Source organism: Cobetia sp. SIMBA_158, from assembly GCF_046566945.1.
Taxonomy (GTDB): Bacteria; Pseudomonadota; Gammaproteobacteria; order Pseudomonadales; family Halomonadaceae; genus Cobetia; species Cobetia amphilecti.
This window is the reverse complement of sequence record NZ_JAWJYL010000014.1, coordinates 46,546-68,588: the sequence shown is the minus strand read 5'-3', so window position 1 is coordinate 68,588 and position 22,043 is coordinate 46,546. Positions and strand designations below refer to the sequence as shown.

General features: G+C 55.8%; 15 protein-coding genes. 5 read left to right on the top strand and 10 right to left on the bottom strand.

All coding sequences use genetic code 11. From position 1 onward, the window contains the following. Positions 1 to 34: 34 nt before the first annotated feature. The 6 genes from tssC to R2R70_RS16600 all read right to left on the bottom strand — a co-directional run bounded on the left by tssC (position 35) and on the right by R2R70_RS16600 (position 6,110). The gene (gene tssC / locus R2R70_RS16625; protein ID WP_107335072.1) at positions 35 to 1,537 is read right to left on the bottom strand and encodes a type VI secretion system contractile sheath large subunit; all 1,503 of its coding nucleotides are present in this window, start codon (positions 1,535 to 1,537) and stop codon (positions 35 to 37) included. A 15-nt stretch (positions 1,538 to 1,552) separates the two neighbouring features. Next, positions 1,553 to 2,080, bottom strand: coding sequence for a type VI secretion system contractile sheath small subunit (gene tssB / locus R2R70_RS16620; protein ID WP_077377258.1), 528 nt, complete (start codon positions 2,078 to 2,080; stop codon positions 1,553 to 1,555). A gap of 98 nt (positions 2,081 to 2,178) precedes the next feature. Next, entirely contained in the window at positions 2,179 to 2,928 is a 750-nt protein-coding gene (locus R2R70_RS16615; RefSeq protein ID WP_107335073.1) for a hypothetical protein, read from the bottom strand. Positions 2,929 to 2,974: 46 nt separating this feature from the next. Next, positions 2,975 to 3,409: a copper resistance protein NlpE N-terminal domain-containing protein gene (locus R2R70_RS16610; protein WP_216061579.1), complete on the bottom strand. Its 435-nt coding sequence runs from the start codon at positions 3,407 to 3,409 to the stop codon at positions 2,975 to 2,977. 978 nt (positions 3,410 to 4,387) lie between these two features. Then, the gene (locus R2R70_RS16605; RefSeq protein WP_410978539.1) at positions 4,388 to 5,305 is read right to left on the bottom strand and encodes a tetratricopeptide repeat protein; all 918 of its coding nucleotides are present in this window, start codon (positions 5,303 to 5,305) and stop codon (positions 4,388 to 4,390) included. Continuing rightward, entirely contained in the window at positions 5,262 to 6,110 is an 849-nt protein-coding gene (locus tag R2R70_RS16600) for a tetratricopeptide repeat protein (RefSeq protein ID WP_410978538.1), read from the bottom strand. The genes R2R70_RS16605 and R2R70_RS16600 overlap by 44 nt, the downstream gene beginning before the upstream one ends. 942 nt (positions 6,111 to 7,052) lie before the next feature. On the opposite strand from R2R70_RS16600, the gene R2R70_RS16595 reads away from it, so the two are divergent. After that, positions 7,053 to 7,958: a formylglycine-generating enzyme family protein gene (locus R2R70_RS16595; protein WP_410978537.1), complete on the top strand. Its 906-nt coding sequence runs from the start codon at positions 7,053 to 7,055 to the stop codon at positions 7,956 to 7,958. A gap of 39 nt (positions 7,959 to 7,997) precedes the next feature. Here R2R70_RS16595 and R2R70_RS16590 read toward each other — a convergent pair whose 3' ends face one another. Together R2R70_RS16590 and R2R70_RS16585 are read right to left on the bottom strand one after the other, a co-directional pair. Beyond that, positions 7,998 to 10,325, bottom strand: coding sequence for a hypothetical protein (locus tag R2R70_RS16590; RefSeq protein ID WP_410978536.1), 2,328 nt, complete (start codon positions 10,323 to 10,325; stop codon positions 7,998 to 8,000). Further along, positions 10,322 to 13,078 carry a type VI secretion system Vgr family protein gene (locus tag R2R70_RS16585; protein WP_410978535.1) on the bottom strand — a complete coding sequence of 919 codons (2,757 nt, stop codon included), beginning with the start codon at positions 13,076 to 13,078 and terminating at the stop codon, positions 10,322 to 10,324. Before R2R70_RS16585 ends, R2R70_RS16590 begins: the two co-directional genes overlap by 4 nt. A gap of 638 nt (positions 13,079 to 13,716) precedes the next feature. Here R2R70_RS16585 and aldA point away from each other — a divergent pair. From aldA to R2R70_RS16565, 4 genes are all read left to right on the top strand, one after another. Continuing rightward, entirely contained in the window at positions 13,717 to 15,141 is a 1,425-nt protein-coding gene (gene aldA / locus R2R70_RS16580) for an aldehyde dehydrogenase (protein WP_054555865.1), read from the top strand. 172 nt (positions 15,142 to 15,313) lie between these two features. Further along, positions 15,314 to 16,549 carry a mandelate racemase/muconate lactonizing enzyme family protein gene (locus R2R70_RS16575; protein ID WP_077373025.1) on the top strand — a complete coding sequence of 412 codons (1,236 nt, stop codon included), beginning with the start codon at positions 15,314 to 15,316 and terminating at the stop codon, positions 16,547 to 16,549. A 5-nt stretch (positions 16,550 to 16,554) separates the two neighbouring features. Then, positions 16,555 to 18,183, top strand: a complete 1,629-nt coding sequence (locus R2R70_RS16570; RefSeq protein WP_410978534.1) for a GMC family oxidoreductase — start codon at positions 16,555 to 16,557, stop codon at positions 18,181 to 18,183. 171 nt (positions 18,184 to 18,354) lie between these two features. Beyond that, positions 18,355 to 19,113: an IclR family transcriptional regulator gene (locus tag R2R70_RS16565; protein ID WP_107335081.1), complete on the top strand. Its 759-nt coding sequence runs from the start codon at positions 18,355 to 18,357 to the stop codon at positions 19,111 to 19,113. Between the two features lie 307 nt (positions 19,114 to 19,420). On the opposite strand, the gene R2R70_RS16560 is transcribed toward R2R70_RS16565, so the two are convergent. Together R2R70_RS16560 and R2R70_RS16555 are read right to left on the bottom strand one after the other, a co-directional pair. Continuing rightward, entirely contained in the window at positions 19,421 to 20,854 is a 1,434-nt protein-coding gene (locus R2R70_RS16560) for an aldehyde dehydrogenase family protein (RefSeq protein WP_107335082.1), read from the bottom strand. Between the two features lie 108 nt (positions 20,855 to 20,962). Continuing rightward, the gene (locus tag R2R70_RS16555) at positions 20,963 to 21,922 is read right to left on the bottom strand and encodes an NAD(P)-dependent oxidoreductase (protein ID WP_410978533.1); all 960 of its coding nucleotides are present in this window, start codon (positions 21,920 to 21,922) and stop codon (positions 20,963 to 20,965) included. Positions 21,923 to 22,043: the final 121 nt, after the last annotated feature.

The following is a 22,043-nucleotide window of genomic DNA, read 5'->3' as shown; positions in this document are numbered from 1 at the left end:
AAAAGAGCGAGGGGTCTTCAGTGACGAGACGCCATCAGCTGCGAGTGGACTGCGGCAGCTCTGCGACCAGGCGCAGCGAGGCGGTCAGTTCATCCAGCTGGTAGTGCGGACGCAGGAAGGTCACGGCCTTGAAGACACCCGGCTTGCCCGGGACTTCCGCGACTTCGACACGTGCTTCACGCAGCGGGAACTGCGCCTTGGCTTCCTGGCTGGCGTTGTCGTCCAGCAGGACGTACTGGGACAGCCAGTCGTTCAGGTAGCGCTCGACACTGGTGCGCGAGGCGAAGCTGCCGACCTTGTCACGCATGATCGCCTTCATGTAATGCGCGATGCGTGAGGTGGCGAAGATGTACTGCATCTGCGATGACAGGCGCGCGTTGGCGTTGGCCACGTCGGTGTTGTACGTCTTCTGCTTCTGGGCGGACTGGGTGCCGAAGAAGGCGGCGTAGTCCGTGCCCTTGCAGTGCACCAGCGGGATGAAGCCCAGGTCTGCCAGCTCCTTCTCGCGACGGTCGGTCACGGCGATCTCGGTCGGGCACTTCAGCGCCACTTCGCCATCGTCGGTCTGGAAGGTGTGGGTCGGCAGGTTCTCGACCAGGCCACCGCCTTCGACACCGCGAATGGCGACACACCAGCCGTAGTTGGCGAAGGCGTCGGTCACGCGCGAGCCCATGGCGTACGCCGCGTTCATCCACAGATACTTGTTGTGCTCGCGGCCATCGACGTTCTCGACGAAATTGAATTCCTCGACCGGCGTGGTGTCCGGGCCATACGGCAGACGTCCCAGCACGTGCGGCAATGTCAGGCCGACGTAGCGCGCATCTTCGGAGTTGCGGAAGGACTTCCACTTGGCGTATTCGACGGTGTCGAAGATCTTGGACAGATCACGCGGACCGCTCATCTCGGTGAAGGAGTCCCAGCCGAACAGCTCCGGTGACGCCGCGGAGATGAAGGGGGCGTGCGCCGAGGCGGCCACGTGAGAGATCTGCTCCAGCAGATAGATGTCTTCCGGGCTGCGCGAGAATTCGTAATCGCCGACCAGCATGCCGAACGGCGCGCCACCGAAGGTGCCGTACTCTTCTTCGTAGACCTTCTTGAACAGCGCGCTCTGATCGAATTCCGGCGCCGATTTCAGGTCACGCACCAATTCCTTCTTGGTGGCGTTGAGCATCTGGATCTTCATGTTGCTGCCGGTCTCGGTCTGATCGACCAGATAGCGCAGACCGCGCCAGGAGGATTCCAGCTTCTGGAACTCACTGGCGTGCATGACTTCATTCATCTGCTCGGAGAGCATCGCGTCGATCTCGGCGATACGCGCATCCAGCACGGCGATGAGGTCCTTGCTGGGCATGACTTCGCCATCCAGCACCTGGGCGACCAGCTCTTCGATCAGGTCGCGCGCACGGGTGCGTTCAGTCTCGGAGCGCGCCACGCGGCTCTCGGAGATGATGCTGTCGAGCAAGGAAGACTGCGGCGCGAAGACGGCATCCTGCGCTTGCGGCGCCACTGTGGCTGATTCACTACGATTGTCACTCATGGTCTGACTCCGCAATCAGTTGTCGTCTTTGCGCACGGCTTGCTCGCGACCGAACTCGTCGCCCAGCGTCTTGAGCTTCTCGCTGTTCTGCAGCACGTCCATCAACAGCTCTTCCAGCTTGTCGTTGCCGCCCATCTTGTTGCGCAGATCGGCGAGCTTGTTGCGCACATCCAGAAGCTTGCGCAGCGGCTCGACCTGCTTGACGACATTCTGCGGCTCGAAGTCTTCCAGCGAGTTGAAGTTCAGCTCCACCGGCAGCTGGGTGCCATCCTTGCTCAGCGTGTTGTCGACGCGATAGGCAAGGCGCGGCTTCAAGCCCTTGAGGACGCCGTTGAAGTTGTCGCGATCGATGGCGACGAACTTGCGGTCCTTGAGCTTGGGCGGCGGGCTGAGCGGGTTGCCGGTGTAGTCACCGACGGCACCGACCACAAACGGCAGTTCCTTCTGCTCCTGGCTGTCACCGATCTCGACGTCATAGGTGATCTGGACGCGTGGTGCGCGAATGCGTCCCAGCTTGTGTTGTGTGCTATCCCTCTCCGCCATGGGGCATTTCCTTATGTGCTGTTGTGAAGTGATTGCGCGTGTCAAAAATGGGGGATCAATCTGAGCCGTCCGGCGCATCTTTGAGCGACATCAGCCTGTCAGACTGCCGCTATCGCCTTGAGTAGCCGCTGCTTGACGGCGTCATCCATCGACTCGATATCCGCGACATCGATCAGTTCTTCAAAGGTGTCGTTGCCGGCGATTTCGGTACTGCGCAGGATGGTGTCCTGCTCCGGCAGGTGCGAGCGGATGGGCGACCCCACCACGCAGAACGGCATGCTGCCGAATTCGTCCAGCTTCTCGAAACTGACCGGGAAGCGCAGGCCCAGCAACAGACGCCCGAGGCCCGGGGCACGATTGACGCAATAGAACAGCATCAGGTAGTGCACCACGTAGCGCAGCAATTCTGCCGTGCTGCGATTGGGGTCCTTGATGATGTGGCGGAAGCGCTGCAGCGAGAAGCCGTCAAAGCCCACGACCCAACGTGTGGGGCTGGTGACGCGAATCACCTTGCCGGTGGACGTGAGGCGTACGTCATATTCATGCGGATAAAGGCGCGGGGCCGTGCTCAGAAGCTCCAGCGGCACATCCAGCTCCTGCAGCAAGCGGAAAGGCTCGGCATTGGCCGTGGAGTCATACAGAGCGGTGAATTCCTTGAAGGCATGCTGTGCCTCACGGCCGCTACCGCGCGGCGCCCCTTGCAGGTATTCGCCAAAGATCATCTGTGGGCGAATCAAGGCCCCCAGCGTCGTCAGATAATCCGACGCATTGTCATACAGCAGATCACTGACGACGCGAGTCTGCTTGCGCTGACGGATGAAGGCTTCAATGTCAAAGGACGAATCCATGTCAGATACTCTCCGTGCGCAGACCTTGCGCAACGCGTGATGAACCTCAGCCAAGCGGCTCGGCACGGGTGAACTGGTAATCGCTGTCAGTGTCCTGCTGCCCCATCAACTCCAGGGTGTCGCCGCCCTCTTCCATCTTGAGCATCAGCGGCGCATCTCGCTCCAGACGCAGATAGGTAGTGCTGTCAGAGGTCTCGGCCTCGAAGTCGCCCCACTGCGTGGTCACGAAATCGCCCCCGATGGCATCGACGTGAGCTTCCTGCAGGAAGAACGCCGTAGGCTTGCCACTCTCGGAATCGCGATGCAGGGTCAGGTCCGCGCGGATGAGGCGGCAATCCTGGCAGGGAAGCGTGCCGACGAAGCGCTCGATCGGCGGCGGCGTGTAGTCGGCAGGGCCTGTGTCCGGTGCAGAGCTGCAACCGCTCAACAGCAGGAGCCCCACCACCAATGACCCGACAATGGCAATAAAAGAAGTCTTCAAGGTTTCACCGCCTGGTAAGGACATGCCGCCATTTCTTGACATCAATCTGCTTCCCTGTCAGATAAATCAAGACAACGTCTTGCCACCACTACCCTCTGATTGACGTGCTCGATACCGTGAATAGGTGACATCTTGCGGCGGGCATACAGAAGGAAAAGCGTTGACGATACATAGAGGGTAAATCTGTATATTTGTTCTAGCGCAGACGCGAATATGGAAACATATTGCAGGTGGAGATTCCAGCAAGAAACGCAAGGCAAATATCGTTTAAATAACGATTAACACCATGCTTGCCACGCCACAGAGCGGGCGGCGCCATCTCCCATGGTGTCGCAATCATCTGACAGAGAGGCCTGCCGTACCTACCCTGGAGCGATAGTAAGGACTCAATCCTGCCTCGCCACTCCCGACTCGCCACCACCTGGCACGCAGGTGGGGAAAACACCATCAGAACAATGACATGCTGCCATATACCATACTGGAACAAAAGTGTTACAAAAATACCGAGATTGGGTAACATAAATATGACAAGACAGTTGCCCATTACGCGACGACATTTCTTCTGACACTTTGAATCAGTTTAAACTAATATTATAAACGACCCCTTCACTGAGTGAAATGACAGAGTCATCACGTTGATGAAAACCCTCATTATTGACCAGCGATGTCTCCTTTTTTCGCTTGCCGCACTTCCTGACCTCTCAGTCATGCAGGCGACCATTGCGCACCCATGCAGCCTCTTCACGCTCACTCATGGCGACCAGCGCCAACAGAACTGCAGCCAGCCTCTCTCGCCCAAGCGCTAGCGAGTCAAAGGCCATCCTGATCGCCTTGCCCTGCTACAGACTCATAACACCCCCTCCCCTTGGTTGGTACTGACTCACGATCATCAGCCAGCATTGAAAGCCCCAAGCACAAAAAAGCCCGAGTCCTGGAAGGGCTCGGGCTGTCTGCACAACACTGGGTCAACTGAGTCGACTAACGATAGCTGCCATCGGTTTGATGCTCAAGCCCGTAATAACTAGGCACGAACGTATTGTGCTCTTCTTGCCACGCACGAGACTGCTTGATGGCTTGTTGGATCTCAGCATCAGTCATATTTTTAGCAACTCTTTTCTTTCCCTCAGTACCACCTGTACCAGAGAGATCGTAGTACTTATATGATTCAACTAAATTTTTAGAGGTGCCGTAGCCTTTTTCATAGTACTTAGCAAGTATGCGAAAGCTAAATAACTCCTGTTGACCGTATTTTGACTTTGACGCAACCTCTCTCCAGTAGAAAGAAGACTTAGGATCTTCATTAACTAAACTTCCATTTCTATAAGCGAAGGATAAATAGTCTGCAGAATCTTGATCGCCATTACGTGCGGCTTTCTCATACCACTCAATTGATTTCTTTCTATCAACAGAAAAAGCATTTTCTAATACTTCACCAGCATAAGCACGAGCTAGGGTCCTTTGCGATTTAACATACCCTCCATCTCCAGAATCGAGCATGTAAGACCTTGACTTATCAAAATCTTTGACTTTTCCATAGCTATAGTAAATCAAAGCCAAGTCAAACCCAGAGTCAATAACATCTCCTCTCCAAGCTTCACTTAGAAACTTTAGCGCCTCATCATTATTTTTAGGTATTCCTAGTTGCTCACTCCCTATAAAATAAAGGTGGCCCAGTATATAGTTATCAACTGGATTATCTGATTTTTTCAGCCCGTTAATATCGTCTTTGCCATATCTAATGTATGTTTTAAAAAGTGACACACCACCAGGGTCTGGAAAAGCTATAGTATCTGCTTGTGCTACAGAATGAAAAATCAAAAAAAACACTACAACCATATATTTATTCATTGAATCATGCCCTGAAATAAAAAGTATCTGAATATCTTTTAATATCATGTAGTTTCTTGATCGTGAATTTATCATCACAGTGAAACGACCGGAGAAAGGTTTGGACTGCTTGCCACGCACGAGACTGCTTGATGGCTTCCTCGATCTCAGCATCAGACATATTTTTCGATACTCTGCTTTTGCCTTTTGAACCAGCGGTGCCACTTAAATCATAATATTTATAGGCCAATACCAAATTTTTATCTACACCCCAGCCTTTCTCATAGTATTCTGCGGCGATATAAGGAGCTATTCCAGAGGTATCGTACTTAGCGTGAAGTCCTTTTTCTACCCACTTAAAAGACTCATCTAAGTCCTTGTCAACTTCTTCGTCATTCAAATACAACCTAGAGAGAATTAGCGCAGATTCACTATCTCCCTGATTAGCACTTTCTTTAAACCAATAAACTGCCTTATCAATATTTTTTACATATAAACCTTGTAAGTCTTGCCCCCAATATGCTTTTGCTAATAATTTTTGTGAGCGAATATAGCCACTCTCAGCTGATTCTTCCAGATAGTACTTAGCTTTAGCACTATCTTTACTAACACCTATTCCATTATGGTAAATTTTTGACAGTGCATAACCTGCATCCGATATGTTATCATGCCATGCTGCCTTATAAAAACCTATAGATTTATCAATATCTTTGCTTATCTCATACTTCTCAAACCCATTAAAATACAAAATACCTAAGAACAAATTGATCTCAGGGCTTTTTTTATTATTCTCAAAATCTTCTTGCTTGAGATTTGAAAACCTCGCATTTAAGTCTTTTTCACTAGGATCATTAAACAATACTTCAGAATACACGTTGCTACTTAACAAGCATACAACTAGAACTAGAAAAAATTTCACAAATCACCCATTAAATTGAACTTATCATTAATTCTTTCGCTATAGCTTGAGGAATAAACCACAACCTCACACTGACATCAGGTTACATCTTCAAGTATCGAGAAAGTTTTACCAGAGAATGCTTATTTTCATTATTAGCAAAATATGCTATTTCCTTATTAAAACCTGGTACTACAGAGTCATTAACCGCTGATTTTTCAGAAAGTACTTTTAAATCATATAGTATCTTGGCTTTTTCTATACCAACCACTTTAACCTCAAGTGATGAACCATAGCGGTCTCAATGAGCTAGTGCAACATGTGACCCATCAGGTATGGTATTGCCAAGAACCACTGCTATCGTCGCCTATATTTAGTCACGAATAAGCCAGGATTTTTTATCCATTGCTGTACCACCATCAGCCGCTAAATTCTCCGATATATGGTTAAGGTGATAACTATTAGAGCCAATGGAAACACCATCACCGTTGTTCTCTCAGACAAACTGAGATTTGCTAGTTCGTAACCTTGTGGTCAAATTTCTGTTTCGACGCAATTTTGTTTCAACGAAACTCTCGACAGATTACAACTCATAGATCTACAAAAACTAAGTGATATATAATTATAACATAGGACAACTTACAGAGCGAACTACGGGCTGCAGATTGGGCTACTGCTCAATGAGCCTATTAATTGCCTATGCTACGAAAATCTCGCACAAGCCTCGGCTCAATGGAACAAAGCGAACGATCTGATGACAAAGCAAAATGGCCCGTCCCTCATACCCTTTGGGATCTAGAGATCAGTGTCTGGATACTCCGTGTCAAGAATTGTGCTGAGTGCATTTTTATGATGTGACCTGCATCACAAGGCCACCATCCGTGGCATAATGATCCTACAGTCTTTGCTGGAGTTTTTATGAAATACGCAGTCGTTCTGACGGCCCTATCTGCCATAGGCATGAGTGCTTGCAACGATGGCAATGCTGACGAAGGCAATCAGCAGGCTATCGATACATTGATTCAAAAGACAAAAGATGCTCTTGTGCGCGTCGAGGGCGGTAGCTTTCAGATGGGAGATTTTGGGCCCATCGATCCCAACCTGACAGGTAACAACAAAGGGTTACCTTATAGCGCGGAACAAGATAATAAGCCGTTGCATAAGGTCACACTAGATACGTTTTATATGTCACCCACTAAGGTGACATACGCAGACTATGATATTTATACCCAAGCTACGGACAAAGATAAAATCAATAATACTAGCGAGTTCGAGATGCAGTTCCGTCAGGACAATGTACCTGCTGGAGTAGACTGGCATCAAGCCAATGAGTATTGCAGTTGGCTAGCTGAGCAAACTTCATTGCCCTTTACTTTACCAACAGAAGCACAATGGGAGTATGCAGCACGATCCGGTGGGGAATTTATCCCTTATGGTACTAGCACAGGCACTTTAGAAAAAGGGAGGAGTATACCAACAAGCATCGACGTAGATAAGGCAACCCAGACTGGTGCTAGAAGTAATATCGCCCCCTATCCAGTGGCACTTTACCCACCCAACAAGCTAGGAATATACCAAATGGGGGATAATGGATACGAATGGGTCTCAGACTGGTATAAAGCCGATTATTACCAGCATTCTGTCAAAGTGAACCCTGCTGGACCAAATATGGGGCAAGAAAAAGTTGTAAGGGGCTCACCACATGGGGATGGTATGGGGGGTAAGTTGACCATGGAACGCTATCATGCTCCCCCCGACCTCACTGATCGTGCAAAAATGATATTTACTTTCCGATGCGCAGTAAATACTGATATATCTGGATAACAGTAGAAGCCGAAAGAGATAAAGCTCTTTCGGCTTTTATTACACCACCATAAAGTTTTTGGGAGAGCATATCGAAGATGTTTTATTGCCACAAGGTATATAGAAATTCGGATCTATTCCATATTTCACTTGACTGAAATATTCTTGTACGTTGTTTTTTACTAGTGGTGCACCTTTGGGGGCTTTGTCAGGGAGATTTTGATAAATTCTCCGTAGATCACTATCATAATCACTAGTATTTAATGAATTCCCGTACCATGATTCACGACTAAACTCACCTAAGTTAAGAAAGCTATAAACTCTAGCTTCTCCTTCGACTTTCAACTTAGCTTTTTGTGCGTATGTAATTTTTCTAGTATCTATAACAGCTTGAACTCGTTGCATGACACAATCAAATTCCGCCTTAGACTGAACCCACTCAAACACACGAATAATTGCTCGTTTCCTATTGGGCAGAGCTCCAGCTCTCCAAGCATCTTTATCGATAGGCGATACTGCATTCCTAGGGTCCAAACCATCTATAACGCTTGTTTCTGTTAGCAAGTATAATATTGCACCTTTCGCTTCCGGAGTAGCATATTTTAGTAGACTTGGATCTCCATTTATACGGTCTGTCAAAGCACCACGCTCTCGCCCCTCTCTAATACTAGCCATAAAATCTTTATACTTATAATCTATTAACTTAGATATCTCAACTACTGAGTCAGCCAAGAAATCCTCTATTTTTTCCCCAGTAAGAATAACTCCATATACTATTTCAGATATTGCTTGAAATGAATCTGTACCAATAAACTCTAGACGCTGATAATTAACATGGCGCAGCTGATAAGCCACCCATTTGATAAACTCCAGCAATAATCCTTTGTCGATTTCCCCAGACACTTTACCCTTGGCACCTACGCCCCAGCAAAAACCCGCTTTTGCCATAAACTTGAACTTACTTTGTCCATAGGTGATGTACAGTCCGCCTTCAAACCCTCCGCCAACCTGTGCAGTGAGTGCTGGAGCCAACTTGGCAAACGGGCGGAATTCATTGACCTCCGGATTCTTCCACTCGACCTGGCCAGTCACCGTACAACTCATTTCCGCACCAACAAAGGCACGAACCTGATTACCGGCATCATCTTCCTCTTCGGAAGTTGACATATCTAGACGTTGCATACCAGGTAGAGCTTGAGTATCCAGCGTACCTCGCGTACCAACTGTTCTACCGTTGGCTTGACTAAGGTCTGCCTCAATATTCAATTCCGCAGCGATGCTGGCACCAACCCCCCCTTCAGCAATGACGATCAGGTGGGAGCGAATCATCCCCAAATCGATCAATTGAGTGGACTTGGATGCATTTCTCTTATCGCTAGTATCGCCGTCGGTCGAGGCAGACTCTCTCATCGGTAGCTGAAAAGCCATCATGTAACCACCGGGTGGCTCGTAGCAATGGAGTTCACTTTTGGCCTGCGCCAGCATCAGTTCCGCATGTCCAGTGGACTTGATAGTACCGCTTTGTTCATAAGGTGCACTGGTGACTGAAATACCACCGGCGCCATGGGCCCAGCGCATCAATTGCGCTTCATTCGTGAGTTCAACCTTGATTGAACCAGGGTCATGTTCTCCATTGGTTCCGTTTTCGCTACCCACTTGAAGATTGACGTTGGTGGCTTGGCTCCACTGATAAAGCTCTTTCTCCTGATCCTCCAACGCCAACCACCCATCAATCCAAGGTTCTTTGCCATCAAGCTTATTGCTCAAGCTTTGGATCTGATCTCTCAAAGTTATCCAATCGACTTGTCCGGCAGAATCAACAATATCTTCATGGCCTGATGGGGAAAGAGAATACCTATTCCACTCACTGGAGATCTTTTCCGATCTGACATAGCCCATGCGAAAGCCTGCCGATGACGACTTGGCACCACGACGCTGAAGCGCAATGAGTTCGACGATATTGTTCGTCTTGCTATCCAGACTGCTCAGAGAATCGATGACCTCGTTGAGTCTTCTATTGGCTTGATTTAGCTTGACCTTAGCTTGCAGCACCTGCATGCCAACAGCTTCTTTATTACCGACGCCGCCGGCATCTTCAATATTGGAGCGTTCGTTAGGCTTAAAATAGTTGCTTTGCACATAAGCGATATACCGGTCCTGCCATTGCTTGAGTTCTGCCGTGGCACTTTGTTGAGCTTCCACCAGTGCTTCAAGAGTGGACATTTCAGTATTGAAATCGAGCATCGCTTCACGAGGTACCATGAGAATGGTATTCGTGCCAGTCAGATAAAAAAGCTGATCAGCGGGGTCGCTTGATGCCTCGGCACCATTCGCGTTTAAGCGGGTGCTATCCTCTCCATGAGCTTCAGTCGTTGAAGAGATATTCATGATAAATTGCCCTCTGCTGCATCATCGAAGCGATCAAGTATCGTGGCTTTCAACTTCTCCGGCTTGAGCGTCAGAATCTTCTGAGTCCTCCCTTCGGAATCGGCTCGACCTTCGATAATGTCGCCCTCTGCGGTTTCGACACGATAGGAAGCGTAAGGCAATGCCTTTTCTGTCCGCTTGTCCCTAAGCGTGAAATATTGCTCATAGGGGCCTTTCGATTCTGGGAGTGAATCGAAAGCCGTGGATAGACTCGTCGGCCCACCGAAGCTGTGCTGCGCGCCTTTGACATCCACCTTGCCCGGCGCATGCAGTTCGATATTGCCGTCCTTGAGGCGGACATAGGCGCCGCCGCAGGTGAGCAGAATTTCCTTGGCGGCGTTGATGTCGATGTCGTTTTCGGTGGAGGTGATGGTGACGTCCTTTTCCGCCGTCAGGTCCATCGCATCGCTTTGCGCCTGAACTTCGACCTTGCCCTTGCCGGCAAACAGCTTGATGCCGGAGCGCTGTACGAACAGCGAGAACTTCTCGACCACGGCGCCTACCAGACTGCGTCCGGTGGCCAGGTTGATGTCTTCGCCACTGGTGACGCTGAGCGAGCGGCCCTGTGCCAGGTGCGTCGATTCCGGCGTACTGGTGGCGATGCCGGCGGGCGATGTGAGATGCAGCCAGGGCGCATTCAGGCGCGCCGCCTGCCCCCGCCCGCCATTGGTAGCGCTCTGGGCTGAACTACCGTCAAAGCGGCTACCGCTGTCATCGGCGCCATAGGTGCCTTGGGTATCGTCGCTGGCCTGCTTGATCTGCGTACGCGCCGCGAGCGCCTCGGCGTTGTGGCTGGTGGCGCTGTCGCTGAGTGTATTGGCCAGCTGATAGGCGCTGGCGAGCTGCTGTTGCGCAGGAGAGAGATCCAGCTGTTCGCCACTGGCGGCGATCTGGCCCCAGCTACTCAGCATCAGGCCGCTGTTGGCACGAATCGCCCCATAGGCGTCCGAGCGCAGCTCGAAGCCGGTACCGCGGAAGCTGCCGCGTGTGTTGCCCTGCTGGTGGATCAGATAGCCGAGGTTGAGCTGGGATTTCTCGTGCTCCGAGTTGAGGCGCACGCGCTCCTGATCCGTCGCGTCATCGAAGACCAGCTCGTTGTACTTGTTGCCGCGGTAGGTCTTGCTCTTGAGGCCGGAGAGCAGGCCGTTGGAGTGCCATTGCGGCGTCTGGTCGCCGTTGTAGACCCGCCCAGTGATCAGCGGACGATCCACGTCGCCTTCGAGGAAATCGACGATGACTTCCTGGCCGATACGCGGCACGAACACACTGCCCCAGCCAGCGCCAGCGTTGGGTTGCGCGACACGTAGCCAGCAGCTGGCGTCGGCCGCGCCCTTCTCGCTACGGTCCCAATGGAATTGCACACGCACGCGGTTGAGCGAATCGGTGTGGATCTCTTCATTCGCGGGGCCGACGACAATCGCGGTCTGCGGGCCACCTAGGTTGGGGCGCGGATGATCGAGAGACGGACGATACGGCTGACTGAGGCGCTGGGATTCGAAGTCGATCAGATACTGGCCGGTGCCGACATCGGCGTAGTCTTCGTGAGCACTCTCATTGAGACCGTGCACCTGGCGCGCCTCGGCCATGCGCGCCTGCAGGCTGCCCGGTAGCGCCTTGAGGTGTGCCGACACCGGCAGCGCATTCTCGGCGCAGACGGTCAGGCCCAGTACGAGGAATTCGCGCTCACTTGAGTCGCCGTCTTCATGGCGGGCGTGCTGGCTGAGTTCGAACCAGCGGCCGACCTTCAACTGGCGGGTGCCCCCCGCGCCGTAGAAGCGCTTGGCGCGGGATTCATGGGCTTCGAGGCGATTGACGGTCAGGCGTTCGCCGCGCGAGTGATCGTCGAAATAGTACTCGCCGGGATAGTCGTAGACTTCCTGCTCGCTGAGGTTGCCCTGATCGCTACGCGTGTCCTGGCCGGAGCGTTTCTCCAGGCCCGGCTGCTTGTAATCAAACGTCCCGAGGCTGACGCGGGTCGGCTGCTGCTGACGGCGACCGCTCCATTGGGTGATGGAGTCTTCCAGTTCAGTGGCATCCTGACGATGGAAGCGAATCACCTGTGGCTCGACTGGCGCACAGGTCGCGACATCGTCGGTGATGACGAGGCGGTGGCCATTGAAGTCGCTGTCGTCAGAGGCGTGTTCGAAGTAATAGAACAGCCCTTCCTGCTCCATCAGGCGATTCACGAACTGGAAGTCGCTCTCGCGATACTGCACGCAGTAGCTGCGCGCCGGATACTCGCGACGCAGGTCCAGCCGCCAGCCGCCCTGGGCTTCGCCTTGCGCGATGGCATGATTCGAGAACACCGATTCGATGACTTCGACGGCGGTGAGGTCCTGGAAGATACGGCTATCACGCCCGAGCTTGAGCATCGTCATCCACGGCACCAGCGTCAGCTGGTAATAGAAGACGCCACCGTCCTCACCGAGCAGTGCGGCGGACTCGACCAGCCCCGAGAGCTTGCGGTAACTACCATCGGCCTGACGCACCGAGAGCGCCGCCGGCTGCGCCATCAGGGTCTTGAGCTCGATGTCACCGTTCTGGGAGATGCAGTCGAGGGTATAGGCGAAGGGACGCGACATGCGCTCTTCCCCCACCAGGCGATGCGGGATGAAGTCCGCGCCGCTCATCTCAAGCGTGAGCAGGCGCTCGTTCTGGCTCAGTGAGACATCAAACGACGACAGCAAGGCGTCGAGTACCCATGAATCTGACATGTTCTGCATCCCTGGCAGTTATCGTAGACGATGCCCTGTTATACAAGACCGTCCATGGCTCTCAATCAGGCTGCACAGCATATAGGAATGCACTGATTTAGTTAATGACTCAACAGAGTGAACACTTACGATGAAAGCTCGTTAACGACTACATGAAGCGCGGCATGACTAGCGAGAAAGGAGGATATGTCATGATGGAGTCGACACCAGAAATCAGTACAAGACTTACCATCATTTCAGGTCAGTCGCGTGGTCTGCTCTCTCTATCTGTTCTCCCCATCTGCTCTCTCTATCTCTCGTCTCTCGTCTTTCCTCTTCGCTCTGTCCTCTCCCCTCTTCGCTCTGTCCTCTCCCCTCTTCGCTCTGTCCCCTGCTGTCTGCGGTCTGCCGCCTGCTCAGCCAGCGGGGCAGCCAATGTGATAGCGCCCGGCCCATGGTGTTATCTCGCGAATGGCGGGCCTGCCAACCACTGCGGACATCGATTGAATACGCGGGATAATGTTCTCGGCGGCGAATATTCGCGACAAGAGATAAACCATTAATTCCATATGCGGAAATCTATTTCTACATGTGAAAAACAGTTTGACACCTTTGACGTCACTTCATAGCCTGTAGGCCAAATTCAGGAGGAGTGATGCATGCGCACTGACAAGAACTTCATCAACAACGAATTCGTCGCCTCATCCCAGGGCGAGATGATTTCGGTCTACAACCCGGCCACCGAAGCACTGGTAGGTCAGGTGCAGGCAGCAACCACTGACGAAGCGCTTGAAGCGGTGAGCATTGCGGCCAAGGCGCAGAAGGACTGGCGTGCCAAGACCAGCACCGAGCGTGCCGGCTACATGCACAAGCTTGCCGAGGCGCTGATGGCGCGCAAGGATGCCATCGGCCAGGCATTGGCAGATGAGTCCGGCAAGAGCCTGGAAGACGCCACCAATGAAGCCGTCTACGCCGCCGACATCACGCGCTACCACGCCGAGTGGGCACGTCGTATCGAGGGCGAGATCGTCCCCAGCGACACTCCCAATGAAAGCCTGCTGCTGCAGCGTGAGCCCATCGGCGTCGTGGCCTGCCTGATTCCGTTCAACTACCCGGTGTTCACCCTGCTGCGCAAGATCGCCCCGGCGCTGATTACCGGCAATGCCGTGGTCGTGCGTCCGAGCAACAACACCCCGACCTCCGCCTTCGAGATCGCCAAGGCGATTCAGGATGCCGGCATTCCGGCAGGCATCGTCAACATCCTGGCGATGGACCACGGCACCGCAGAAGCCGTCTGCACGCACCCCAAGGTGGGCATGATCACCCTGACCGGTAGCGTCGGCGCCGGTCGCAAGGTGCTGGAATATTCCCAGGTCAACATCGCCAAGTCCTCGCTGGAGCTGGGCGGCAAGTCACCGGCCATCGTCGAGCCGGATGCCGACCTGGCCAAGGCAGCGGCACAGATCGCGGCCTCTACCCTCACCAACTGTGGCCAGCTGTGTACCGCCATCGAGCGTGTCTATGTGCACGAATCCGTCTATGACGATTTCGTCGCCCAGCTGAAGCAGCAGATGGAAGGCGTCAAGTTCGGCAACCGTCTGGAAGATGCCAGCCTGATGGGGCCGCTGATCAACGAGAATTCCCGTCTCAACATCCATCAGATGGTGGAACGCGCCATCGATGACGGCGCCACTCTGGAAATCGGCGGTTATATCCCCGAGGGCAAGGGTCACTTCTACCCGCCGACCTTGCTGACCGGTTGCCGTCAGGACATGGAGATCGTGCAGGAAGAGATCTTCGGCCCGGTACTGCCGGTGCTGACCTACAGCGATGTGGATGAAGCGCTGGCACTGGCCAATGACCACCAGTTCGGTCTGGCCTCCGTGGTCTTCACCGAGAACTATCGCACCGCCATGAAGGTCGCCAACAACATCGAAGCCGGCGAGCTCTACATCAACCGCACCCCGGCGGACCCCTACCAGGGCTACCACGCCGGCTGGAAGCGTTCTGGCCTGGGCGGTGATGATGGCAAGCACGGCATGCTCGACTACACCCAGACCCGTCTGGTCGTGATGAACTACTGATCACGCCATTCCGTCTTACCTGTCACGCCTTCGGGGAACCCTCTCCCCGGAGGCGCTGACGCCCCACCCCATTTCTTTCCGGAAGCGCGCTGTTGGCGTCGAATGACGGCATGCCAGGCAGTGCGCATCCACAATCTCCTGCTAGCCAGTGACCACTGAAAGGCCTGCCACCATGAAAGTTGTCAGTTGCGAGACACACATCGTCGCCACTCCGCCGCCCCACGTCGGCGGCATGTACTGGATCTTCGTTCAGCTGCGTACCGCTTGCGGCATCGAAGGGGTCGGTGAAGTCTATGCCGCCACCTTCCACCCGGAAGTCATGAGCAAGGCGATCGCCGATGTCTTCTCGCGTTATCTGGAAGGCAAGAACCCGCATCATATTGAACGTCTGTACCGCGAAGCCTTCTCCAGTGGCTTCACCCAACGCCCCGACCTCACCATGATGGGTGTGCTCAGCGGTCTCGAGATGGCCTGCTGGGACATCGTCGGCAAGGCGGCCGGTCTGCCGGTGTATGAGCTGATCGGTGGCAAGGTCCACGACAAACTGCGCTCCTATACCTACCTGTACCCCAAGGATGCACGCGGCAACTACGACTATGACAACGTCGAGCTGGCTGTCGAATGCGCACTGGAAAACCGCGAGAAGGGCTTCACCGCGCTGAAGTTCGACCCGGCCGGCCCCTACACCGCCTACTCCGGCCAGATGCTGTCTCTGGAAGGCATGGACAAGAGCGCCACCTTCTGCCGCCGCATCCGCGAAGCGGTCGGCAACAGCTGTGATCTGCTGTTCGGCACCCACGGTCAGATGACGCCGGCATCCGCCATTCGTCTCGCCAAGTATCTCGAGCCGTATGACCCGCTGTGGCTGGAAGAGCCGGTGCCGCCGGGACAGAGCGAAGCCATGGCGCGCGTGGCAGACCACACCTCCATCCCGGTCGCGACCGGTGAGCGCCTGACCACCAAGTACGAATTCCACGATGTGCTCAAGAACAACGCGGCCTCCATCCTGCAGATGAACCTGGGACGCGTCGGCGGCATTCTGGAAGGCAAGAAGATCGCGGCGCTGGCAGAAGTCTATTACGCCCAGATCGCCCCGCACCTCTACAACGGCCCGGTCGGCGCCGCGGCCAGCATCCAGCTGGCGACCGCCACGCCCAACTTCCTGATTCAGGAAAGCATCGGCACCTGGGATGGCTTCCACGCCGATGTGCTCAAGGAGAAGATCGAGTGGCGTGATGGCTACATCATCCCCTCCACCAAGCCGGGCCTGGGGGTTGAGCTGGACATGGACGTGGTCAAGGCCAATTCGCCTTACACCGGCCGAACCCTGCACCTGAGCATGGACCCGCGTCCCTATGACGTGAAGGAACAGTCCAGCACCGACTGGAAGCGCAAGCCGGAGGCGTAACGCCGATGCAATACGATTTCATCATTGTCGGTGCCGGGTCGGCGGGGTGCATCCTCGCCAACCGGCTGAGCGCCAGCGGACGCCACAGCGTGTTGCTGCTGGAGGCCGGCGGCAAGGACACCTCGCCCTGGATCAAGGTGCCGGTCGGATTCGCCAAGACCTACTACAACCCGACCTACAACTACATGTATTACAGCAAGGAAGAAGCCGCGATGGAGGGGCGCAAGATCTATACCCCCCGCGGCAAGGTGCAGGGTGGCTCCGGCTCCATCAATGCGATGATCTATGTCCGGGGCCAGGCCTCGGACTTCGATGACTGGGCGCGCGCCGGCAACGACGGCTGGTCCTATCGCGAGGTACTGCCCTACTTCAAGCGTCTTGAATGCCACCCGGATGGCGACACCGAGTATCGCTCCGGCCAGGGGCCGATCGGCATCACGCCGCTGAAACATGGCGCGCACCCGATCTGCCAGTCGTGGCTGGAAGGTGCCCGCGAGCTGGGTTACACGCTCAATGATGATTTCAATGGCGAACACTTCGAGGGTGCTGGCATCTATGAGGCCAACATCCGCAAGGGACAGCGGGATTCCAGCAATACCGCCTACCTGAAGCCGGCACTGTCACGCGACAACCTCACGCTCAAGCATATCTGTCAGGTGGAGCGCGTGACGCTGGAAGAGGCGCCCGACGGCGGAAAGCGCGCCACGGGTGTCGTCTACCGGCTTGATGACGAGGTCATCGAGGTGACGGCACGGCGCGAGGTCATTCTCTGCGCTGGCGCCGTGGATTCCCCGAAGCTGCTGCAGCTTTCGGGGATCGGCGAGCGTGAGGCGCTGGCCACGCATGGTATCCAGACGCAGGTAGACCTGCCGGCCGTCGGGCAGAATCTGCAGGACCATCTGTGTGCCAGCTACTATTACCGCGCCAATCGCACCACGCTGAATGACGACTTCGCGTCCTTCTGGGGCCAGGCCAAGGCGGGACTGCAGTATCTGGTCAATCGCAGCGGGCCACTGGGCATGAGCGTCAATCAGGCCGGGGGATTCTTCCGCGGCAGCGACGCGGAGTCAGAGCCGAACATCCAGCTCTACTTCAATCCGATGTCCTACCAGATTCCCAACGACCCGAAGGCCAAGCTGACGCCGGAGCCGTATTCCGGCTTCCTGCTGGCCTTCAATTCCTGTCGACCGACCAGCCGTGGCAGCATTTCACTGGCCTCGGCAGACCCGGCGGCGCCGGCGACCATCTGCCCCAACTACCTCAGCACCCAGAAAGACATTAATGAGGTCATCCAGGGCAGTCGTCTGGTGCGCAAGCTGATGGGCGCGCCCGCGCTCAAGGCCATCACCGAGTGCGAGGTCGCCCCGGCCGAGACGGTCCAGGATGAGGACAGCATGCTGGCGTACTTCCGCTCCCAGGGAGGCTCCATCTACCACCTGTGTGGCTCCTGCGCGATGGGCCCGGACAAGGCGAACGCCGTGGTCGATAGCCGGCTGAAGGTGCATGGTGTGGCGGGGCTGCGCGTCATCGATGCCGCCATCTTCCCCAATATCACCTCCGGCAACCTGAATGCGCCGGTGATGATGGTGGCGGAAAAAGGCGCGGACCTGGTGCTGGCCGATCACGCCGAGTGAGCCACCAAACAACCCGCGCACGGCCCATGGGTCTGGTACCCTATGGGCCGTTTTATTTTCAGCGCATGAGAGATGCCGTGTGTGGCATCGTTCATCCGTCGTCAAAGTGTCACAGCCCCGGATGCACGCCGCCTGTGGCCGAGATTCGCGTTTCGGAGTGTCCCCGCGTTCATGAATCACGAGAAGACCAAAGCCCCTGCCGTCGACCACAGTGTCATGATTCTGGACCTGCTTGCGGCAGCCTCCTACCCGCTGACGCTCTCGGAAATCTGCGAGTCCACCGGCATCTCGCCTGCCACCGGACACCGCGTGATCAACTCCCTGCTGCATCACCAGCTGGTCGCCCATGATCCAGGTCGCAAGAAGTCCTACTGCATCGGCTCGCGCATCTTCCAGATCTCCTCGACGATCTACAACAAGCAGAGCCTGATTCCGGTCTTCTACCCCATCGCCGAGATTCTCAAGAACGAGATTCACCGCTCGATCTTCCTGTGCATCCCCATCGGGGATCAGGTGGTGGTGATCTCGAAGGTCGATGCCTCCGGCAGTGGCAGCTACAACCTCTATATCGGCAAGACCATGGCCCAGCACGCCTGTGCCGCCGGCAAGGCGATTCTCGCCATGCGCCCCGAGGCCTCATGCCAACTGTATCTGGAAGCTGCGACGCGGAGCACGCCCGGCCTGGCCGAACGCCGTGACGAGATGGATGCCGAGCTTGAACGTGCACAACGCCTGGGATATGCGGTGTCCAGCGGCGAGGCCGAAGGACAGCTGAGCTGTATCGCGGCGCCTGTGCTGAACATGCGCAACGAGCCCATTGCCGCCATCAGCGCCGTCATCAGCCAGGACTGCCTGAATCCGCAGCAGGCTCGCGCCTACTCCAAGCATCTGGTTCAGGCGGCGCGTCAGCTCTCCTCGCGCATCATCTGAGGTCCAAAACGGCACCTGACGCGCCAGCAATGCTGCACCGCACAAAGTCTTGCCACTATATATAGGTATTTTTAGCACTGAGCATATAGGTATTTTTCAGTACCCAGCGATGTGACAGACGCGATGGGCGTTGCTCTGATAGCGAAGCGCATCCGCGACAGCCGACAAGCGCCTTGAGGGTGTCTTTTGTCGATGGCGCGAATGGTCGATGGCGCGAATGCAAGATACCCGTGATTCACAAGGCCACCCTGGCCTCACGAATCACGGGTATCTTGCGTGGCATCACGGCGGCGTCATTCGCCTCCTGTCAGGAGATGACCGGCGCGCCGAGCAGTGCCTTGACCTCGACATATTCCGCCAGGCCTTCGTCGCCCCATTCACGGCCGTTGCCGGAACGCTTGTAGCCACCGAAGGGCGCATCGAAGGAGAACTCTGCCCCTTGCAGATAGCATTGCCCTGCCTGCATGCAGCGGGCGATCGGCAATGCTGCCTCGGCGTCACGCGCATAGACCGCAGATGACAGGCCATAGACGCTGTCATTGGCGATGGCAATCCCCTGCTTCACGTCGTCGTAGGGCAGGATGCACAGCACCGGGCCGAAGACCTCCTCACGGGCGATCTCCATTTCATTGCTGACATTGGTGAAGATAGTCGGCCGCACATAGCAGCCCTTCTCGAGCCCTTCGGGCGGCTCGACGCCACCCAGCGCCAGCTCGACACCGTCGTTGATGGCCCGCTGCACCAGATCAAGCACCCGCTCGCGCTGACGCTGGGAGACCAGCGGCCCCATGGTGGTCGCCGGATCATTCGGGTCACCCACCACCTGCTCATTGGCGATCTCGACCGCCAGACGGGTCGCCTCTTCCATGCGCGAACGCGGCACCAGCAGACGCGTGAAGGCGTCGCAGGTCTGACCGGTGTTGGCCATCACGTTCTCGACGTTCAAGCGCACGGCCGCGGCCAGGTCGGCATCTTCCGTCACCAGCAGCGGCGACTTGCCGCCCAGTTCCTGACAGACCCGCTTGACGGTAGGCGCGGCACTCTCGGCGACCTTGCTACCGGCAATGGTCGAGCCGGTGAAGGACACCATGTCGACCTGCGGATGTCCGGACATCACCGGGCCTATCTCACTGCCCTCGCCCGTCACCACATTGAAGACGCCAGCAGGCAGACCGACCTTCTCGAAGATCTCGGCCATGATGAAGTCCTGCAGCGGCGTCTGCTCCGCCGGCTTGGCGATCACGGTGCAGCCTGCCGCCAGCGCCGGGGCCAGCTTGCCGATCAACTGATGCAACGGATAGTTCCACGGGTTGATCAGCGAGCAGACACCGATGGGCTCGCGCATCAGAGTCACATCGCCCTTGCGCTCGTCCTCTTCCATCTGGAAGGCGCGCTCGGCGTAGTAGCGCATGCCTTCGATGGGGCCTTCCACGTGCAGCGCGCCGGCCAGTTGCACCGGGCAACCCATGGTGAGCACCTGAACGTCGCGCAGCTCATCGAAGCGACGCTGCATCTCATCCGCTGCCGCCATCAGAATATCATGGCGTTCCTGCGCGGATGTCGTGGACCAGGCAGGCAGCGCCTGACGTGCTGCCATGATGGCAGCCTCCACATCCTGCTCACCGGCGCGCGGCACACTGGCGCACAGCTCGCCGGTGGCCGGATTGATGACCTCCATGCGCTCGCGCCCGAAGGGTGCCTGCCAGTGACCATTGATGTAGAAGTTGTCGTGATGTTGCATGCCAGACCTCTCGTTGCTGGTGGGAGATAACACTTTCCCTGAGGGTGAGTCTCAAACGCAAATACCCCGGAGGCCATTCGCACGGCGCTCCGGGGCAGTCTTCACGGCTCAGTTGCGGCCGGTAACGCCGACTTCGTAGCCGACTTCTTCCGGCTCGTCATCGGTCAGCTCTGCCGGGAAGCCGGTGCCGAGCACACGGACATCGGCGGCTTCCTCGAGACGACGGATGATGTTGGAGGACCACTCACGCGGACCGAAGCGTTCCTGACCATCGCGGAAGATGTCCATCAGCATCGGGGAGATTTCCAGCGGCACATCCAGGTTCTTGGCCAAGGTGTCGAACAGGCCGACATCCTTGAGCACCAGATCCATGGTGAAGCTGATGTTGCGGCTTCCGTTCAGGATGACCTGGGACTCGGTCTCGTGGACGAAGGAGTTGCCCGAGGAAATCTTGATCGCCTCGTAGGTGGTATTCATGTCCATGCCGGCCTTCTTGCAGACGGTCAGGGCTTCGGCGATGGCGCACAGGTTGGCGGTGGCCAGATAGTTGGTCATCACCTTGAGCACGGAGGCGGTACCCAGCTCCCCGGTGTGCAGAACGCGACGCCCCAGGTTGGTCAGCACCGGCAGCACCTGCTCGAAGGATTCGCGGTCACCGCCGACGAAGATGGAGATATTGCCGGTGGCAGCGCGGTGGCAGCCGCCGGAGACCGGCGCTTCCAGTGCCTTGGCACCGGTGGCCAGCACCTTGTCGGCGATGCGACGCAGTTCGCCGTCGTCGGTAGTGCTCATCTCGAGCCAGATCTTGCCTTCACCCAGACCGGCGATGATGCCGTCATCGCTTTCCATCACGGCGCTGCAGGCAGCCGGAGACGGCAGGCAGGTGATGACCATGTCGTTGGCTTCGGCGAGTTCCTTGGAAGAATCCGCCCACTTGGCACCCTGCGCGAGGAAAGGCTTGGCGGCTTCCGGGTCAAGGTCACGCACGGTGACGTCATGTCCATTGCGCAGCAGACTACCTGCCAGCTTGCCACCCACGTTACCGAGACCGATGAATCCGACTTTCATGTGCTGTCCTCTTAGCTGTCTGCCTGCTGGCTGTCCGGTGTACTGCACAGGGCCGCTTGGGACGGAGTGGAATCCTGTCCGTCGTGGCCCATGTCATCTTGAGGCTCACCCTACTGGCCGA

What these genes read in the sequence shown, in the direction of transcription:
- aldA (WP_054555865.1), top strand. Translation starts at nt 13,717, where the DNA reads ATGCGCACTGACAAGAACTTCATCAACAACGAATTCGTCGCCTCATCC.
- R2R70_RS16570 (WP_410978534.1), top strand. Translation starts at nt 16,555, where the DNA reads ATGCAATACGATTTCATCATTGTCGGTGCCGGGTCGGCGGGGTGCATC.
- tssC (WP_107335072.1), bottom strand. Translation starts at nt 1,537, where the DNA reads ATGAGTGACAATCGTAGTGAATCAGCCACAGTGGCGCCGCAAGCGCAG.
- tssB (WP_077377258.1), bottom strand. Translation starts at nt 2,080, where the DNA reads ATGGCGGAGAGGGATAGCACACAACACAAGCTGGGACGCATTCGCGCA.
- R2R70_RS16565 (WP_107335081.1), top strand. Translation starts at nt 18,355, where the DNA reads ATGAATCACGAGAAGACCAAAGCCCCTGCCGTCGACCACAGTGTCATG.
- R2R70_RS16555 (WP_410978533.1), bottom strand. Translation starts at nt 21,922, where the DNA reads ATGAAAGTCGGATTCATCGGTCTCGGTAACGTGGGTGGCAAGCTGGCA.
- R2R70_RS16585 (WP_410978535.1), bottom strand. Translation starts at nt 13,078, where the DNA reads ATGTCAGATTCATGGGTACTCGACGCCTTGCTGTCGTCGTTTGATGTC.
- R2R70_RS16595 (WP_410978537.1), top strand. Translation starts at nt 7,053, where the DNA reads ATGAAATACGCAGTCGTTCTGACGGCCCTATCTGCCATAGGCATGAGT.
- R2R70_RS16615 (WP_107335073.1), bottom strand. Translation starts at nt 2,928, where the DNA reads ATGGATTCGTCCTTTGACATTGAAGCCTTCATCCGTCAGCGCAAGCAG.
- R2R70_RS16575 (WP_077373025.1), top strand. Translation starts at nt 15,314, where the DNA reads ATGAAAGTTGTCAGTTGCGAGACACACATCGTCGCCACTCCGCCGCCC.
- R2R70_RS16560 (WP_107335082.1), bottom strand. Translation starts at nt 20,854, where the DNA reads ATGCAACATCACGACAACTTCTACATCAATGGTCACTGGCAGGCACCC.
- R2R70_RS16590 (WP_410978536.1), bottom strand. Translation starts at nt 10,325, where the DNA reads ATGAATATCTCTTCAACGACTGAAGCTCATGGAGAGGATAGCACCCGC.
- R2R70_RS16605 (WP_410978539.1), bottom strand. Translation starts at nt 5,305, where the DNA reads ATGATATTAAAAGATATTCAGATACTTTTTATTTCAGGGCATGATTCA.